Origin of the sequence: Methylotenera sp. G11 (assembly GCF_000799735.1) — a bacterium.
Taxonomy (GTDB): domain Bacteria; phylum Pseudomonadota; class Gammaproteobacteria; order Burkholderiales; family Methylophilaceae; genus Methylotenera.
This window is the reverse complement of the sequence record NZ_JUHH01000001.1, coordinates 869,269-885,488: the sequence shown is the minus strand read 5'-3', so window position 1 is coordinate 885,488 and position 16,220 is coordinate 869,269. Positions and strand designations below refer to the sequence as shown.

Here is a 16,220-nt window from a genome sequence, read left to right as displayed (position 1 = left end):
GTGGCTTGGTAAACGCACGGATGCAGCAAAGACATTCATGCGAGGTGATCGTAAAAAAAGCGCCAGAGGCAGGAATTGCCACTGGCGCTTTTTCATTTAAAAGACTGCTGATTATTCTTTAATCGCTTCTACCGGAATCGTGATCGTGACTTCATCGCTCACGTAAGGAACGTATTTCGCCATATTGAAGTCCGAGCGTTTTACGATTGTGGTTGCATTGGCGCCGCAGGCTTCTTTTTTAACCATAGGATGCGGTTTGCACAGTGTCGATGTGACTGTCAGTGTTACCGGTTTGCTGATGCCTTTCAGTGTCAGCGTGCCATCGATGCTGGCAATTCTGTCGCCATCGAACTTCACGCTGTTTGAAGTGAATGTGGCTTTCGGGTATTTGGCCGTGTAGAGAAAATCTTCACCTTGGATATGCTCATTGAATAATGGGTAGCCGGTGTTGACGGATGTCGTGTCAATGGTGATGTCTACGGATCCGGTTTTCGCGGCGCGGTCGAGCGTGATCTTGCCTGTGGTTTTATCGAAGCGGCTCAACTGGGTTGAGTAGCCGTGGTGGTCGTAAGAGAAGCGCGGCAGGGTATGCGAGCCATCGATTACGTAGGTTTCAGGTGCGGCCAGTGCCGCCGTAGAAAATGTTGCTGCAATTGCTAATAATGTAAAACGTTTCATTCATGTCTCCTGTTAAATGATCAATAAAAATGCTGCTTATTTTCCTGCATTTGCGATAAAGTGAAATTTGATCTGGATTTCATTGGCGACAGTGCCGAAGTCAGACCATGATCCCTCGCCAATCGCGTAATCTGCGCGTTTCAGAACAAAGACCCCATCCACAAGGGCATTGTTGCCTTGCTGGTTCAGGGTAAACGGTGCCGTAACGGTTTGCGTGCGGCCTTTGATTGTCATTTTTCCGCTGACCTCATAGCGGTTGCCGCCCAATGCCTTGAAACCGGTGGACTCGAATCTTGCACGCGGAAAAGCTTTGGCATTAAACCACTCCTTGGCGGCTACCGCGTCGTTGGCTTCATCGGAGCCGGCGTCAATGCTGCTGACATCCAGATCCAGCGCCGCTTTTGCGGTGCTGATCTTTGCGGCATCAAAACTGAGCTGCGCGCTGAACTTTTTGAAACTCCCGTCAACGGGCACCCCCATCTGTTTGTATACAAAACCCAGCGTGCTTTTCTCTGCCTGGATGTGGTTGAACTCAATGGCTTGTGCCTGGGCGGCGAATGCCAGGCTGCCCGCCACGATTGCAGTAATCTTCTTCATTATCAATGTCTCTGTTTATTCAATTTCATGTTGAGTCGGTGTTAGCTTCTGCTGCGCGGCAACATACGCGTCAGCACATCATCTTTGTTGATTAGATGGTGCTTGATGGCCGCCGCAATGTGTCCGATGACAACTGCGGCAAGTATGAAATTCAGGACCTCATGCACTTCACGCAGCAGGTTGCCGAGTTCTTTGTTCTTAGCCAGCAAATCAGGGATCGGGATAATGCCGAAATACACGGTCTGAAACCCCTTGGCTGAACTCATTAGCCAGCCTGTCAATGGAATCGCGATCATCAGCACATAAAGCAGGGCGTGCCCGGCATGGGCTGCTAATTCCGCCGACCTGGACATATTGATCGGCAATGGCGGCGGGCGGTGCGTAAACCGCCAGGCCAGCCTTGCCAATACCAGTATGAATGCGGTTACACCTGCCCATTTATGCCAGGAGTAAACCTGCAGTTTCCAGGGGGATAATGGCAGTTCATGCATGTATATGCCAACGGCAAACAGTCCAAGCAATAGTACGGCCATGAACCAATGCAGGCTCATGGCAGTTCTGGTGTAACGGTTACTCAGGTCAAGTTGTTGCTGATATTGCATGCATGGGGCTCCGGTGTAATTGATTACTGAATGCAAATCCGGGTAATAGTTCCCCGGATTCGCCGCTTAAATATAGTGAAGGGTTAAATAAACGCCTCTTTGTTGGCATTTATATAGTCCTCAAGCCTGGTCAATGGCCTGCCAAGCAGCGCTTCACCATCAGGGGTGACCACTGCCGCCTGGTTGGATGCAAACACTTCAAACAGTTCAAGCAAGCCTTTGGCCTGCCACACTGGCCAGCCTGCGCTTGTCAGTGACTCATAGGTTGAGTTTTCATCCGGTGATACATAATCAACGGCATGGCCGGTGACGCGTGCAAATATCGCCGCAATATCATTGCCCGACAGTAGTTCCGGGCCTGTCAGGTTATATGCCTTGCCGGTGTGGCCGTCTGTGGTCAGGATCACAGATGCGGCTTCACCGATATCCTTAACATTCAACGGTGCGAGTTTGCCATCCCTGATGCCAAAATACAGTGTGCCGTTTTTAATGCCATCAGCCCAGCCGAAGAAGTTATCTTGGAACCAGATCGTGCGCAGGTGTGTCCAGGGCAGGCCTGAGGCTTCCAGGTATTTTTCCGCCTCACGGAACTGTTTCGCAAACAGGATGGCTTCCCACTCGGCGCCGACTACGGATAACAGCACCACTTGCCTGACGGTGCCTGCTGCAACTGCCGCATCGATTGCGTTCTTGGCATGCTGGGCGCGATTCTCGACGTTACCTGGGATGATATACACCTTGGACACGCCTGCAAAAGCGGCCTTCAGCGTCGCTGGCTCATCGAGGTTGAAAAGTACGGCCTCAATCGCGGGAAAGCGTGTTTTAAGCTGTGCCGCTTTATCTGCACTCCTGACACCTGCACGCACCTTGATATGGCTGCCGTTTCTATTCACAAGCGCCTCAATGGCCGCCGTGCCGTTATTGCCTGCTGCACCTACGATAAGTATTGTTTCCTGGTTCATTGCATGACTCCTGAGTCTAAAGATAATGAATTAAAAATTGATGAATAAGTTAATAAGGCAGATCGAACAGCAGCAACTCCGCATCCGCGGCGTTTTTAAAATCAATCAGGGTTTCTTCGCTGATCTTTAATGCATCCCCGCTGTTTAATTCAATGCCGTTCACTTCAGCATGGCCGCGTATCAGGTGCACATATGCTGTGCGTCCGGGTGCCAGGCCATATTTCACGTGATCACCAGCGCTCAATATGGATGCAAATATATGCGCGTCCTGGTGAATCAGTACGGAGCCATCACGGCCATCAGGCGAGGCAATCAGGCGCAGGCTTCCGGCTTTTGATGCCGTGTCAAAATACTTTTCTTCATAGCCCGGTTCAATGCCGGTGACATCAGGTTTGATCCATATCTGTAAAAAGTGCACCAGATCGGTACCGGAGTGGTTGAACTCACTGTGCTGCACACCGGTGCCGGCGCTCATCCTCTGTACATTGCCGTATCGGATCACGGAGCCGTTGCCCATGCTGTCTTTGTGCTCCAATGCGCCGCTCAGCACATAGCTGATGATCTCCATGTTGTCATGGCCATGCGTGCCGAAGCCACGTGACGGCTGCACGCGGTCTTCGTTAATCACCAGCAGCGGCCCGAACCCCATTTCATCCGGGTTGTAATAATGGCCGAATGAAAATGAATGGTTAGATTGCAGCCAGCCATGGTCTGCGGTGCCGCGCTGGCTGTTTCTTAGAACCTGTAACATGATTTATGACTCCTGTCTGCCGATCTATTTGTTTGAATCTTCATTAATCTATATGCGATAATTTGAAACACGATATTGTTTAAATATATCGCCACCCGTTAATGTGATGTGTATTATGAACTGCTCGTTCCCGTATGAAAAACGGAAAGATTATCAATCTATGATCGAAAATTTCGAATGTTTAGAATAAGCCTGGATTCACTGCTGATACTTGATGCCATTGACCGCTGCGGCACCTTTGCCGGCGCCGGAGTAGAGCTGCACAAAGTACCGTCGACAATTTCGTACACAGTCGGTAAGCTGGAACAGGATCTGGGCGTGCAGGTGTTTGAGCGGCAGGGTCCGAAAGTCACGCTGACCGGCGCCGGAAAAGAGTTGCTGAAAGAAGGGCGTTACCTGTTGAAGGCGGCAGAAGACCTTGAACACAGGGTGCGCAGGGTTGCCTGCGGCTGGGAGACGGAGCTCGCTATCGGCATGGATTCGATTTTTTCCCCGACAGCGCTGATAGCAGAAATAACGGAGTTTTACAAAGTAGCCAACCTGACACGGCTGAGATTCTCGGAGGAGGCGCTGTCCGGCAGCTGGGAGGCTTTGATGGATAGAAGGGTGGACCTGCTCGTGGCCGCAGCCGGGGCAGGGCCATCCGGCGGGGGATATAGCGCCGAGATCATCGGCGCCACCAAGTTTGTATTTGCGGTTTCGCCGCAGCATCCGCTCGCTGCGATCGACAAACCGCTTGGCAAGGCCGAGCTGTATCAATACAAGGCGATTGCAGTCAGTGATAGCGTACGTAAAATGCAGCCGCGTACCGTAGGCCTGATTTTTGGGCAGGATACGCTGACGCTGCCTGATATGCGTAATAAATACGAGTTCCAGCTGGCTGGCGTCGGGTTTGGCTTTCTGCCTGAACCGCTGGCACGCAATGCTATTGAAAAAGGCCTGCTGGTTGAAAAACAGGTGGAAGAGCCAAGGCAGCCGGAGCCGCTTTACCTGGCCTGGCGCAGCGGGGAAGTGGGCGCGGGTTTGAAATGGTGGATTGAAAAAATGAAAGCCCCCGATCTGATGGAAAGGCTCTGGCGCGACGTTATCAGGTAGCGCCGCTCATTTAATCCTCGAGCGGCTTTTGCTGCTGGCTTAAGATAAAGCGCTGCTTGTCGGCAACGAGCAGCACATCGGCAATAGCCCCGCCCATCACTTTTTTTGCAACACTGCCGGGCAGGATGTACTCTGTAATATGGGTGCTGTGCTTTCCCATCACCACGAGGTCGCTGGCGTTGTAGCGTGCCTGTTCCAGAATGATTTCTGCAGCATCACCATGCTCTATGACGACTGAGAACTCATGCGAATCCAATCCCGCCTTGTTTGCAAGCGCGCAGATCTGGCGTGTTGCGCGTTCCCTGGCCTCGATCCTGTGGCGGTAGATGAGTTCTTCTGCAACGCCTGCATGCCGCAGCATGCCCTCAAACGGCACGCCAAAAACATTCAACAGGACGATGTCTGCTTCCGGGGCTATTTCTCTTGCCATTCTGATGGATAACTCCGTAATGGGCGAAAAATCTACATAAATCAGCAGGTTCTGGTAGGCGCCTTTACAGGGGTTTTTTACGATCAGTAACGGCGCTTTTCTTTTACGCAGAATGTGCGTGGCCGTAACGCCGATAACCATGCGCTGCACAGGCGATGACCTGCGGAGCGCTATCACTATCATGTCGGCATCGGTGGAATCTGCAAACCTGGGAATGGCCGATAACGCCATGCCTTGTGCCAATTGAAGGCTGGATCCGTTGTCAGGATTTTTTGCAGGCAGGTCTGCAATGTTCCGTAGTGCCGTCATCTGTTCACATAACGCTTTGCGGGTCAGCTTATCGGTTCTATGGCCCAGGGCATGCCGTAACGAAAGCAGAAACATGTTCATCCCTGGTGTGTGGATAACGCTGAAATGTGCATTGCAGCCTTTTGCCAGGTCAAGCCCTCGCGATACGGCATGGCAGGGCTGGTCTGAGAGATCGACTGCGATCAGAATGTTTTTCATTAATTTCACGAGTTAACCCCTGCGTGCGATCGGTTTTTAACAGCGTTGCCGGTGGCGGTGCACACCGGGTGACGCCGTCGGCATCAGCCCGGCAATGCATGCAGGCCATGCATTGCCGCAAGCTGGTGAATACTTGCCTGTGCACTTGTAGTATCTGGAATGTGATTGGGTTTTAATAAGCGCAGGCAGACCCTGGCGTTCAAGTTTTTTTAAAATATGAACGCCAGGGATATGTGCCGGCGCTTGAGGTGCAAAGGCTTATGAGGCGCATGGCGCTTCCGTGCTGACGATGCTCCGTATCGCTTCATGCAGGCCATGCTGGCCAGTGGCCAATTTGAATGTCTTTTTAACGTGATTGAGCCATGCGGAGAACATGGTGTCATCGTCATTCTCCAATAGTAAATAAACAGGCGTGTGCATAGAAGCGTTTCTGATCACTGCACTCATTTCAGTAATAAGCCCGCTGAAACGCTTGCGGAAATGCTGGTCTATCACAAATATCACGCAACGGTAATCGATGGCCGATGAGGCCCCTTGCCAGATCATCAAATGCGTAGACATGCTTTCGACAAGCCAGTCACGGTCTGCGAACAGATTTTCAATGTGATCTGACAAAGACCCGTTCTCAGAAATGACCAGGGTCTTGTTCTTTAATTCGGTGTGTTTAAAATCAAGCATATCGTTAAGCCGTATGTATGACGCTTATGACCCTCAGCAGTCTTGATTGCTGGTTTGGGAATAGCCACTCGATCGTCTGGCCTACTTCCAGGCCTAACAGAGCGGAGCCTACTGGTGTCAGCACGGAAATCTTTCCGTTGCTGGAATCGGCTTCCTCCGGGTAGACCAGCTCGACTTCCCTGGTGGTGCCGTTGCTTTCGTCCAGGTAGGTGACGCGTGCGTTCATTTTTACGACATTGGGCGGTACCTGGTCGGAAGGCACTAATACAGCCCTGCTTAGCTCATCTTCCAGTATTTGGCTATCTCTGAGTTTGGATAAGCGCGCATAGTCCTGATCTGAAATGATTAACTTTTCTAATTCCATATTGATTCCATAACTTCAAAAAAAAATGCTCAGCATGCATGCTGGGCAGGCTTGAATGATAATGGGCTCATGCAAAATAAATAAGTACTCATAAATGCACATCACTGTTTCTTATCACGCTACAATAGGCGCATGTATGATTTGAATCTGATGATCATTTTTGCGCACGTCGTCAATGAGCAAAGCTTTTCTGGCGCGGCCAGAAAGCTTAATGTTTCCAGGTCTTCCGTCAGTAAATCTGTAGCTAAATTGGAGCAGGCTCTAGGCGCCAGCCTGCTCAACCGCAACACGCGGCATCTTAGCCTGACTGAGGTCGGGGCTGCTTTTTTTGATTACTGCACGCGTATCGGTTATGAGGCGGATGAAGCCCATAAGATGATTGATAACCTGAACACCCAGCCGCGCGGCGTACTCAAGATCGTTGCGAGCGTTGCTTTCGGAACGCTGCATATTGCCCCGGCCGTCGGTGATTTCCTGCGCCGTTATCCTGAGCTGGACATCGACATGACGATCACGGACAGGGTGGTTGACCTGGCTGAAGAGGGTTATGACGTTGCGATCTCGGTAACGAGCGACTTGCCGCAGGCGCTTGTAGCCAGGAAACTCGCGCCCATACGCCGCCGACTTTGTGCAACGCCGGCTTACTTTGAGGAGTTCGGTATCCCGCAATCTCCGGACGAACTGGTTAAGCATAACTGCCTGGATTATATCCATTCCGGTGAGCGCGGTTTATGGCGTTTTACCGGCCCTGCCGGCGAGGTTTCCGTATCGGTTTCGGGTAAGCTGAGGATTAACGATGACGAGGCGCTGTCGCAAGTGGTGCTGAGTGGGTTTGGTATCGCGCTGCTGCCTACGTTCATTATCGGTAAGGATCTGCAGGCCAAGCGCCTGAGATCGGTCCTGTCTGAATATATCCCGACAAAGCAGCAGGTTTATGCGCTGTATATGCCAAAACGCAACCTGCCGATCAAGATCCGCGCTTTTGTCGATTTCCTGGTAGAGCGCTTCGGTGCGGAGCCATACTGGGATCGAGAATAAATGTGCCGTGCCGCATGTCAGCTGACCCGTTAAACTCAGGCGGCGCTTTCTGGCCGGTATTTTAGTTGCTGCGGAATGGGGAGAGTGCGGGGCGCCATGTTAGAATTTAGCCATCATTCCAACATGTTCAGATTTTCAATATGGCGCGTTTTCACATTATCATCCCGGCCGCCGGTGCCGGTAACCGCATGGCTACCGCCATTCCCAAGCAATACCTGCCTTTGTGCGGCAAGCCCGTCGTTTCACATAGCATTCAGACATTTTTCGCATGCCCCCGCATTTCAAGTATCAACCTTGCCTTGAGCGCAGATGATTTTTTCTGGCGCAGCCTGACGCTGGACAGCCATAGCCGCCTGAACCTGCATTACACGGGCGGCGATACGCGTGCGCAGACGGTGCTGAATACGCTGGAGGCGATGCGGCCGAATGTAGCTGCGGATGACTGGATACTGGTGCATGATGCGGCGCGCCCCGGGTTGACGGTTGCATTATTGAACCAGTTGCTGGATGCGCTGGAGCATGATGATGTCGGCGGCCTGCTGGCATTACCGCTGGCGGATACCCTGAAGCAGTCTAATGCGGACTCGCGGGTAGAAAAGACCATCCCGAGAGACGGTTTATGGCAGGCGCAGACCCCGCAGATGTTCCGTTTCGATCTGCTTCATCAAGCTTTGGCCGGCTTTGATGGCGTGCCTACGGATGAAGCGCAGGCAGTAGAGGCTTTGGGTTTGCAGCCCAAACTGGTGGTAGGCTCCATGCGTAATATGAAAATCACTTACCCGCAGGACCTGGCTTTGATGGAAGTGCTGATGCAAAAGGAAATATCGTCATGAGAATAGGGCACGGTTTTGATGTGCACGCACTGGTTGCAGGACGTAAATGCATTATCGGCGGCGTGGAGATCCCGCATGAGAAGGGGCTGGATGGGCATTCGGATGCAGACGTGCTGCTGCATGCCATTTGCGATGCCCTGCTGGGCGCTGCGGCATTGGGGGATATCGGCAAGCACTTTCCGCCGAGTGACATGCGTTACAAAGGCATCGATTCGCGCCAGCTGTTGCGGCATGTGGTGACGCTGCTTAAAGAACGTCAGTTCGGCGTGGGCAATATCGATGCTACCGTCATCTGTGAGGCGCCTAAATTAAGCCCGCATACTGCGCAGATGTGCGCCAATATCGCCGCTGATTGTGAAATTGCGCTATCGCAGGTGAACGTTAAGGCCACCACTACAGAAAAGCTGGGTTTCACCGGGCGCGGCGAAGGTATTGCGGCTGAGGCGGTCTGTATTATTAAGCCATTTTGATCGGACATTATGTTTCGCTGGTTTGAAAATCTAGTCAATCCCTTTCCTAGCCAGTCCATCCAGGCTACCTCAAAGAGTTTTTGGCGGTTTGCCTGGGGCTGTACCGAGGGCATGCGTCCCTATATCCTGGTGATGACCCTGCTGACTGCCTTGATCGGGGCATTTGAGGCTTTGTTATTCGCCATGATGGGTAAAGTGGTGGACTGGCTCAGCAAAGTGCAGCCGGATCAGTTATGGGCGCAGGAAAAAAGCCATTTGCTACTACTGGCCGGCGTGCTGATATTCAGCACCGTATTCATCGGTTTGCAGTCATTGCTGAAACACCAGACGCTCGCGGGTAATTTCCCGATGCGCCTGCGCTGGAACTTCCATCGCCTGATGCTTAACCAGAGCATGAGTTTCTATCAGGATGAGTTTGCCGGCCGCGTTTCAGCCAAAGTCATGCAGACCGCGCTGGCGGTGCGTGATGTATGGTTTATCGTTGCGGATATCCTGGTATTCGTCATGATCTATTTTGCCACCATGGTGGCCGTTGTCGGCAGTTTCAATGTGCTGATCATCTGGCCGTTTCTGGGTTGGCTGGTACTCTATGCCAGTGCGCTGATTTACTTTATACCCAAATTAAGCAAGGTTTCCCAGCAGCAGGCGGATGCGCGTTCGCTCATGACCGGCCGCATTACCGATGCCTATACCAACATCAGTACCGTAAAACTGTTTTCCCATGCGGGACGCGAGGCCGGCTACGCACAGACTGCCATGCATGAGTTTCTGGGTACGGTGCACAAGCAGATGCGCATGGTGAGCAGCATCGAAACCATCAACCACCTATTGAACATGCTGCTGATTCTAAGCTGCGGCAGCGTGGCGCTCTGGCTCTGGAGCCAAGGGCAGGTAGGTGTCGGCGGCGTTGCAGCGGTCACTGCGATGGCATTAAGGCTCAACGGCATCTCACACTGGGTGATGTGGGAGATGACTTCGCTGTATGAGCAGGTAGGTACGGTGCAGGATGGCATCAATACGCTTTCATTGCCACACCGGGTAGTGGATATGCCTGATGCCCAGCCTTTGCAGGTCAGCAGCGGGCATGTGCATTTCAGCCAGATTGACTTTGCTTACAATAACCGCAGCCTGCTGCTGAATAAGTTTGAGCTTAATATCAGGCCGGGTGAAAAAGTCGGGCTGGTGGGGCGTTCCGGTGCCGGTAAATCCACGATTGTGAACCTGCTGCTGCGCTTTTATGAAATCGAGTCCGGGCGTATCCTGATCGACGGACAGGATATCAAATCCGTGACGCAGAATAGCCTGCGGGCGCATATCGGCATGGTGACGCAGGATACTTCCCTGCTGCACCGCAGCGTGCGAGACAATATTCTTTACGGCCGGCCGGATGCTACTGAAGCCGAGATGATTGCCGCCGCCAGGCGTGCCGAAGCACATGACTTCATTTTAAACCTGCGCGATGCAAAAGGGCGTACCGGCTATGATGCCCATGTGGGCGAACGCGGCGTGAAACTCTCCGGCGGCCAGCGCCAGCGTATTGCGATTGCACGCGTCATGCTTAAGGATGCGCCGATACTGGTGCTGGATGAAGCCACCAGCGCGCTGGATTCCGAGGTGGAAGCCGTCATCCAGAGCAGCCTGTACGAGCTGATGCAGGGCAAGACCGTGATTGCCATCGCGCACCGGTTGTCTACAATCGCCGCTATGGACAGGCTGGTGATACTCGACGAAGGCGTTATTATTGAAGAGGGCGACCATAACGCACTGCTGTCTAAAGGCGGTTTATATTCACAGTTCTGGAAACGCCAGAGCGGCGGCTTCCTGGTAGAAAACTAAAGCCCGGCCGGGTCTTGGGCCGGCTGACGAACCTGGTTTATTTGCACAAGGAGTTCATGATGAATGCTAGTACAGATGCACGGCCACCATTGCCGCCATTTACCCGTGAAACCGCAGAGCTTAAAGTGCGGCTGGCTGAAGATGGCTGGAACAGCCGTGACCCGCAGCGGGTCTCGCTGGTTTATACGCCTGATAGCCAGTGGCGCAATCGCGCGGAATTTCCGGCCGGCAGGGCGCAGATCGTTGAGTTTTTAACCCGCAAGTGGGCAAAAGAGCTGGATTACCGGCTGATTAAAGAGTTATGGGCATTTGACCTGAATCGTATTGCGGTCAGGTTCGCTTATGAATGGCATGATGATTCCGGCCAATGGTACCGCTCGTATGGCAATGAAAACTGGCAGTTCGATGCGAATGGCCTGATGGAGCTGCGTTATGCCAGTATCAACGACTTGCCGATCAAGGAATCGGAACGCAAATTCTTCTGGCCACTGGGGCGTCGGCCGGATGATCACGCCAGCCTGAGCGAGCTTGGCTTGTAGCGAAATGCTTACTGGGATTTGAGCAGCACGATCACGGCACCGCTGCCGCCATCGGTTTTTCGCGCCTGTGCGTAGGCAATCACCTCGTCACGCTGCATGAGCCAGCCGCGCAGCTTGTGCTTAAGTACAGGTTCCTTGTTGCGAGAGCCCAGGCCTTTGCCATGCACGATGCGCACGCAGCGCAGACCGCGTTTTTTACAGTCGTTGAGAAAGCTGGCGACATAAGCGCGCGCTTCGTCAGAGATCAGTCCATGCAGGTCTATGGCGGCCTGAACCACCCAGTGCCCGCGCCGCAGCTTGCTTAAAATATCCGGCGAATGTCCGTCACGCAGGTATAGCAGCTCTTCACCGGTTTCCAGTTCATGTGCCGGGATGTAGTGGTCGGATAATGAATCGGCCAGCGCCTGCCGCTCATCCAGGATGAACTGTTTGGGGATGGGTTTAGGTTTTTTGGGGGAATGATGCAGGCGGGCATGCTTTAATTCTTCAGGCAATGGGCGTGCATCTTTTACTGCCAGCTTGAACAGCTCTTCCGGTGCCAGCACCGGTTCAGTCACAGCAGCTGCAATTTTTACGGGTTCAGCTTGTTTGATTTGCGTTTTGACTTGCTTGATCTGTTCGCTGAGCGTTTTCATCACTTTAAGTCTTTATGTCTATTTGCCTTTCCGGGTATGAATGCCCGGAAAGGCAGCATGCATTTATTTCAGGTGATCTAAATAACGCTCGGCATCCAGTGCCGCCATGCAGCCGGTACCGGCGCTGGTGACTGCCTGGCGGTAGATATGGTCCTGCACGTCGCCTGCCGCAAACACCCCTGGTACACTGGTTGCCGTGGCATTGCCGGCGCGACCCATCTGCGTCACGATGTAGCCGCCTTCCATTTCCAGCTGGCCTTCAAAAATATCGGTGTTCGGTTTATGGCCAATCGCAATGAATACGCCTTGCAACGCGATGTCCTTGGTGCTGCCGTCATTGACGCTTTTGATGCGCATGCCGGTTACCCCGGTGTCATCGCCCAGCACTTCATCCAGGGTTGAGAAGGTTTCCAGTACGATTTTTCCCTCTGCAACGCGTGCCATGAGTTTGTCTACAAGAATCGCTTCGGCTTTGAACTTGTCACGGCGGTGTACCAGGGTCACCTTGCTGGCGATATTGGCCAGGTACAGCGCTTCTTCAACCGCGGTATTGCCGCCGCCGATCACTGCAACTTCCTGGTTGCGATAGAAGAAGCCGTCGCAGGTGGCGCAGGCTGAAACACCTTTGCCCGAGAATTTTTCTTCGGATGCCAGGCCCAGGTATTTTGCAGAGGCGCCGGTTGCGATAATCAGTGCATCACAGGTGTATTCGCCGCTGTCACCGACCAAGCGGATTGGCTTTTCAGTCAAGTGCGTGGTGTGGATATGGTCAAAGATCATTTCAGTGTTAAAGCGCTCAGCGTGCTTCTGGAAGCGTGCCATCAGTTCCGGGCCTTGCACACCGTCTGCATCGGCAGGCCAGTTATCGACTTCAGTCGTGGTCATGAGCTGGCCGCCTTGTGCGATGCCGGTAATCAGCACGGGTTTGAGGTTGGCGCGTGCTGCATATACTGCCGCAGAATAGCCTGCCGGGCCAGAGCCTAAAATAAGTAATTTGGCGTGACGTGTTGCCATAGTGTATTGCTTTCTAAAATTTTAACAAAAATATCAATAAGTCCGTCATTCCGGCATACGACTTTGCAAGTGCTTTAGCACTTGGCAGATCGGGGTGCCTGTGGTGCGGAGGCCGGAATCTAGGCAAGGTGGTGTATAGAGTGGTAATTTAAGTGATTAATAATCTCAAAATAACGAATAAAAAATTGTCTCCCGCATGCTCAGTTTTATGCAATTAAGTGATTTGTCTGGATTCCGGCCTCCGCCGGAATGACGTAAAACTAAAATCAGTATTATTTTTCAAGCAAGCTGCGCAGCATCCATGCCGTTTTTTCATGCACTTGCAGGCGCTGTGTGAGCAGGTCTGCAGTTGCTTCGTCGGATGCATTGTCAGCGCTCGGGAATACGCTGCGCGCTGTGCGGCACACCGCTTCGTGACCTGCCACCAGCTCCGCAATCATGTCCTGTGCTTTTGGTACGGACTCGGTTTCTTTGATGGAAGTCAGTCTGGCAAAATCGCGATAAGTGCCTGGAGCATAGACATCCAATGCACGGATGCGTTCAGCAACGAGGTCAACCGCAAGTGCAAGTTCGTTGTACTGTGTCTCAAACATCAAATGCAAGGTGTTGAACATGGGGCCTGTCACGTTCCAATGAAAATAATGTGTTTTAAGATAAAGTGTATAAGTGTCTGCCAGCAGGTGTGACAGACCCTGTGCGATGTTTTTTCTATCCTGTTCTTTTATACCGATATCCATTGCGTTACTCCATGATATTTACAGTTGAAATCAGTTTGATATTCTAATCGCTACGCACTGACTTTGATACTGCTATAATTAAATCCAACAGTAAATAAGCTAAGGTTTTGCTATCTTGTTTTTCAAAAAATCCAAACCGGTCAATGCCAGGCGCGAGGCTGAAGCCGCTAAATCAAGCGCACTGGCCAAAACGCTTATAAAAGAGGCCTGGTGGCTGGGTTTGGTGCTGGTTGGCCTTTACATTACGGTCATTCTTTTTACCTATCACCCGGATGATTCTTCCTGGTCACACATGGCCCCGGATAATGCGGTTATCAATAACAGCGGCGGCAGTGTCGGTGCCTGGCTGTCTGACCTGCTGCTGTATGTGTTCGGTTTTTCGGCGTGGTGGTGGGCGGTGCTGGCATTCTATGCCATGTGGTTTGTATACCTGGAGCTGGAGGCGGTGGACCAGGGCGAGAAGCCGTTCCTGCTGTTTAATTTTATCGGCTTCGCCTTGCTGTTGCTGGCTTCAAGCGCGCTTGAAGCAGGCCACCTGCTGACGCTGCCGGCGAGCCTGCCGCTTGCGCCTGGCGGCATGCTGGGTTCTGCGGTTGATGGCGGCCTGCGCAGCCTGTTTGGTTATGTCGGTTCCAGCATGTTCCTGCTGTTGATGTTCGTGGTGGGATTCAGCCTGTTCACGGGGTGGTCATGGATCATGATCATCGAAAAATTCGGTGCCGGCCTGATTGCCGGCTATGAGTTTATCAGGCTGAAATGGCAGGATTGGCAGGACAGGAAAGCCGGCGAGGTTGTCAAACAGGAACGCACTGAGTTCGTGCTGAACGAACGTGCGCGTACTGTAGACCGCGAACCTGTGCAGATCGAGACGCCTGTGCTGGAAATTCCGAAAAGCGTCCGCGTGCAGAAAGAAAAACAGGCACCATTATTCGAAGCGCACCCGGATTCCCCTTTGCCGCCTATACATCTGCTGGATGAGGCCATCAGCAATGTTGAATTGCCGTCTGCCGAAACGCTGGATTTCACTTCACGCCTGATCGAACGCAAACTGATGGATTTCGGCATCGAGGTGAAAGTGCTCACTGCGCAGCCAGGCCCGGTGATTACGCGCTATGAGCTGGAGCCTGCTCCCGGTGTCAAAGGCAGCCAGGTCACCAATCTGGTAAAAGACCTGGCGCGTGCTTTATCTGTGGTCAGTGTGCGCGTGGTCGAAACGATTCCCGGCAAGACCTGCATGGGGCTGGAAATCCCGAACCCGAAACGCCAGATCGTACACCTGTCGGAAATCATGGGCAGCCAGGCTTATGCCGATGTGCATTCCCCGCTTGCGATCTCACTGGGTAAGGATATTTCAGGCAAACCAGCCGTGGCTGATCTTGCCAAGATGCCGCATGTGCTGGTTGCCGGTACCACCGGTTCCGGTAAGTCGGTAGCGGTGAATGCGCTGATTTTAAGCATGCTTTACAAATCTGACGCCAGCCAGGTGCGCATGATCCTGATCGACCCGAAAATGCTTGAGCTTTCGGTGTATGAAGGCATTCCGCATCTGCTGGCACCTGTGGTGACTGACATGCGCCAGGCCGGCAACGCCCTGAACTGGTGTGTGGCCGAAATGGAGCGCCGTTATAAACTGATGTCCATGCTGGGCGTGCGTAATCTGGCCGGTTATAACCAGAAGATCAAGGAAGCGAAAAAAGAAGGCAACCCGATTCCGCATCCATTCAGCCTGACGCCGGATGAACCCGAGCCATTGGATGAAATGCCATTGATCGTGGTGGTAATCGATGAGTTTGCCGACCTGATGATGGTGGTCGGTAAAAAGGTGGAAGAACTGATTGCGCGACTGGCACAAAAAGCGCGTGCATCCGGCATTCACCTGGTGCTGGCAACGCAGCGGCCATCAGTGGATGTGATTACCGGCCTGATCAAAGCCAATATCCCAACGCGCATTGCGTTTCAGGTATCCAGCAAGATCGACTCACGCACCATACTGGATCAGATGGGTGCCGAGGCGCTGTTAGGGCAGGGGGATATGCTGTACCTGCCGCCGGGAACAGGCTATCCGGTGCGTATCCATGGCGCTTTTGTGTCAGACCAGGAAGTACATAAGGTCGTTAACTATCTTAAAGCACAGGGTGAACCAAATTACATCGAAGGTATTCTGACGAATGAGGCAGAAGAGGGTGGCGCTGATTTTGCCGGCGGCAGCGCAAGTGATGGCGGTGCTGAAGTGGATCCGCTTTATGATGAAGCCGTCGGTATCGTGCTGAAAACGCGCCGGGCCAGTATTTCATCTGTGCAGCGACAGCTGCGCATCGGTTATAACCGTGCAGCGCGGCTGATCGAAGACATGGAGCGCGCGGGTCTGGTGTCAGCCATGCAAAGCAACGGCAATCGAGAGGTGCTCGCACCTCATCATGAAGCTTGATGCGTCTGTGAAGACTGAATAGATTT

General features: G+C 52.7%; 18 protein-coding genes. 7 read left to right on the top strand and 11 right to left on the bottom strand.

From position 1 onward, the window contains the following. Positions 1 to 111: 111 nt before the first annotated feature. From GQ51_RS03925 to GQ51_RS03905, 5 genes are all read right to left on the bottom strand, one after another. Positions 112 to 678, bottom strand: coding sequence for a YceI family protein (locus tag GQ51_RS03925; protein ID WP_047550045.1), 567 nt, complete (start codon positions 676 to 678; stop codon positions 112 to 114). Between the two features lie 36 nt (positions 679 to 714). Continuing rightward, entirely contained in the window at positions 715 to 1,275 is a 561-nt protein-coding gene (locus GQ51_RS03920) for a YceI family protein (RefSeq protein WP_047550041.1), read from the bottom strand. Between the two features lie 41 nt (positions 1,276 to 1,316). Then, complete coding sequence (locus tag GQ51_RS03915) at positions 1,317 to 1,877, bottom strand: cytochrome b (protein WP_052177696.1); 561 nt, start codon at positions 1,875 to 1,877, stop codon at positions 1,317 to 1,319. An 83-nt stretch (positions 1,878 to 1,960) separates the two neighbouring features. Then, complete coding sequence (locus GQ51_RS03910; RefSeq protein ID WP_047550038.1) at positions 1,961 to 2,839, bottom strand: SDR family oxidoreductase; 879 nt, start codon at positions 2,837 to 2,839, stop codon at positions 1,961 to 1,963. A gap of 49 nt (positions 2,840 to 2,888) precedes the next feature. Next, a complete protein-coding gene (locus GQ51_RS03905) occupies positions 2,889 to 3,590 on the bottom strand; it encodes a pirin family protein (protein WP_047550034.1) in 702 nt (233 codons plus the stop codon). A gap of 177 nt (positions 3,591 to 3,767) precedes the next feature. Here GQ51_RS03905 and GQ51_RS03900 point away from each other — a divergent pair, with 177 nt between their 5' ends. Beyond that, on the top strand, positions 3,768 to 4,685 hold the full coding sequence (locus GQ51_RS03900; RefSeq protein WP_047550031.1) for a LysR family transcriptional regulator: 918 nt from the start codon (positions 3,768 to 3,770) through the stop codon (positions 4,683 to 4,685). Positions 4,686 to 4,695: 10 nt separating this feature from the next. On the opposite strand, the gene GQ51_RS03895 is transcribed toward GQ51_RS03900, so the two are convergent. The 3 genes from GQ51_RS03895 to rnk all read right to left on the bottom strand — a co-directional run bounded on the left by GQ51_RS03895 (position 4,696) and on the right by rnk (position 6,664). Beyond that, the gene (locus GQ51_RS03895; RefSeq protein ID WP_052177695.1) at positions 4,696 to 5,622 is read right to left on the bottom strand and encodes a universal stress protein; all 927 of its coding nucleotides are present in this window, start codon (positions 5,620 to 5,622) and stop codon (positions 4,696 to 4,698) included. Between the two features lie 258 nt (positions 5,623 to 5,880). After that, positions 5,881 to 6,300 carry a hypothetical protein gene (locus GQ51_RS03890; RefSeq protein ID WP_047550028.1) on the bottom strand — a complete coding sequence of 140 codons (420 nt, stop codon included), beginning with the start codon at positions 6,298 to 6,300 and terminating at the stop codon, positions 5,881 to 5,883. A gap of 4 nt (positions 6,301 to 6,304) precedes the next feature. Further along, a complete protein-coding gene (gene rnk, locus GQ51_RS03885) occupies positions 6,305 to 6,664 on the bottom strand; it encodes a nucleoside diphosphate kinase regulator (protein ID WP_047550025.1) in 360 nt (119 codons plus the stop codon). Positions 6,665 to 6,796: 132 nt separating this feature from the next. Between rnk and GQ51_RS03880 the strand changes: the two genes are divergently transcribed. The 5 genes from GQ51_RS03880 (at position 6,797) to GQ51_RS03860 (ending at position 11,380) form a co-directional block, all read left to right on the top strand. Next, positions 6,797 to 7,702, top strand: a complete 906-nt coding sequence (locus tag GQ51_RS03880; RefSeq protein WP_047550022.1) for a LysR family transcriptional regulator — start codon at positions 6,797 to 6,799, stop codon at positions 7,700 to 7,702. 140 nt (positions 7,703 to 7,842) lie between these two features. After that, a complete protein-coding gene (gene ispD / locus GQ51_RS03875) occupies positions 7,843 to 8,535 on the top strand; it encodes a 2-C-methyl-D-erythritol 4-phosphate cytidylyltransferase (protein ID WP_047550019.1) in 693 nt (230 codons plus the stop codon). Further along, on the top strand, positions 8,532 to 9,005 hold the full coding sequence (gene ispF, locus GQ51_RS03870; protein WP_047550015.1) for a 2-C-methyl-D-erythritol 2,4-cyclodiphosphate synthase: 474 nt from the start codon (positions 8,532 to 8,534) through the stop codon (positions 9,003 to 9,005). The genes ispD and ispF overlap by 4 nt, the downstream gene beginning before the upstream one ends. Before the next feature lie 9 nt (positions 9,006 to 9,014). Next, the gene (locus GQ51_RS03865) at positions 9,015 to 10,841 is read left to right on the top strand and encodes an ABC transporter ATP-binding protein (protein ID WP_047550013.1); all 1,827 of its coding nucleotides are present in this window, start codon (positions 9,015 to 9,017) and stop codon (positions 10,839 to 10,841) included. Between the two features lie 59 nt (positions 10,842 to 10,900). Next, positions 10,901 to 11,380: a nuclear transport factor 2 family protein gene (locus GQ51_RS03860; protein ID WP_047550010.1), complete on the top strand. Its 480-nt coding sequence runs from the start codon at positions 10,901 to 10,903 to the stop codon at positions 11,378 to 11,380. A gap of 8 nt (positions 11,381 to 11,388) precedes the next feature. Here GQ51_RS03860 and GQ51_RS03855 read toward each other — a convergent pair whose 3' ends face one another. From GQ51_RS03855 to GQ51_RS03845, 3 genes are all read right to left on the bottom strand, one after another. Beyond that, positions 11,389 to 12,015, bottom strand: coding sequence for a Smr/MutS family protein (locus GQ51_RS03855; RefSeq protein ID WP_081987081.1), 627 nt, complete (start codon positions 12,013 to 12,015; stop codon positions 11,389 to 11,391). A 63-nt stretch (positions 12,016 to 12,078) separates the two neighbouring features. Beyond that, positions 12,079 to 13,029 carry a thioredoxin-disulfide reductase gene (gene trxB / locus GQ51_RS03850; protein WP_047550007.1) on the bottom strand — a complete coding sequence of 317 codons (951 nt, stop codon included), beginning with the start codon at positions 13,027 to 13,029 and terminating at the stop codon, positions 12,079 to 12,081. Between the two features lie 272 nt (positions 13,030 to 13,301). Continuing rightward, entirely contained in the window at positions 13,302 to 13,766 is a 465-nt protein-coding gene (locus GQ51_RS03845; RefSeq protein WP_047550004.1) for a Dps family protein, read from the bottom strand. Between the two features lie 115 nt (positions 13,767 to 13,881). Between GQ51_RS03845 and GQ51_RS03840 the strand changes: the two genes are divergently transcribed. Then, positions 13,882 to 16,194 (top strand): DNA translocase FtsK, encoded by a 2,313-nt coding sequence (locus GQ51_RS03840; protein WP_442922088.1) that lies wholly within the window; start codon positions 13,882 to 13,884, stop codon positions 16,192 to 16,194. Positions 16,195 to 16,220: the final 26 nt, after the last annotated feature.

Excerpts from the sequence above, each read along its gene's own strand:
- GQ51_RS03925 (WP_047550045.1), bottom strand. The coding sequence starts at position 678 with ATGAAACGTTTTACATTATTAGCAATTGCAGCAACATTTTCTACGGCG.
- GQ51_RS03920 (WP_047550041.1), bottom strand. The coding sequence starts at position 1,275 with ATGAAGAAGATTACTGCAATCGTGGCGGGCAGCCTGGCATTCGCCGCC.
- GQ51_RS03915 (WP_052177696.1), bottom strand. The coding sequence starts at position 1,877 with ATGCAATATCAGCAACAACTTGACCTGAGTAACCGTTACACCAGAACT.
- GQ51_RS03910 (WP_047550038.1), bottom strand. The coding sequence starts at position 2,839 with ATGAACCAGGAAACAATACTTATCGTAGGTGCAGCAGGCAATAACGGC.
- GQ51_RS03905 (WP_047550034.1), bottom strand. The coding sequence starts at position 3,590 with ATGTTACAGGTTCTAAGAAACAGCCAGCGCGGCACCGCAGACCATGGC.
- GQ51_RS03900 (WP_047550031.1), top strand. The coding sequence starts at position 3,768 with ATGTTTAGAATAAGCCTGGATTCACTGCTGATACTTGATGCCATTGAC.
- GQ51_RS03895 (WP_052177695.1), bottom strand. The coding sequence starts at position 5,622 with ATGAAAAACATTCTGATCGCAGTCGATCTCTCAGACCAGCCCTGCCAT.
- GQ51_RS03890 (WP_047550028.1), bottom strand. The coding sequence starts at position 6,300 with ATGCTTGATTTTAAACACACCGAATTAAAGAACAAGACCCTGGTCATT.
- rnk (WP_047550025.1), bottom strand. The coding sequence starts at position 6,664 with ATGGAATTAGAAAAGTTAATCATTTCAGATCAGGACTATGCGCGCTTA.
- GQ51_RS03880 (WP_047550022.1), top strand. The coding sequence starts at position 6,797 with ATGTATGATTTGAATCTGATGATCATTTTTGCGCACGTCGTCAATGAG.
- ispD (WP_047550019.1), top strand. The coding sequence starts at position 7,843 with ATGGCGCGTTTTCACATTATCATCCCGGCCGCCGGTGCCGGTAACCGC.
- ispF (WP_047550015.1), top strand. The coding sequence starts at position 8,532 with ATGAGAATAGGGCACGGTTTTGATGTGCACGCACTGGTTGCAGGACGT.
- GQ51_RS03865 (WP_047550013.1), top strand. The coding sequence starts at position 9,015 with ATGTTTCGCTGGTTTGAAAATCTAGTCAATCCCTTTCCTAGCCAGTCC.
- GQ51_RS03860 (WP_047550010.1), top strand. The coding sequence starts at position 10,901 with ATGAATGCTAGTACAGATGCACGGCCACCATTGCCGCCATTTACCCGT.
- GQ51_RS03855 (WP_081987081.1), bottom strand. The coding sequence starts at position 12,015 with ATGAAAACGCTCAGCGAACAGATCAAGCAAGTCAAAACGCAAATCAAA.
- trxB (WP_047550007.1), bottom strand. The coding sequence starts at position 13,029 with ATGGCAACACGTCACGCCAAATTACTTATTTTAGGCTCTGGCCCGGCA.
- GQ51_RS03845 (WP_047550004.1), bottom strand. The coding sequence starts at position 13,766 with ATGGATATCGGTATAAAAGAACAGGATAGAAAAAACATCGCACAGGGT.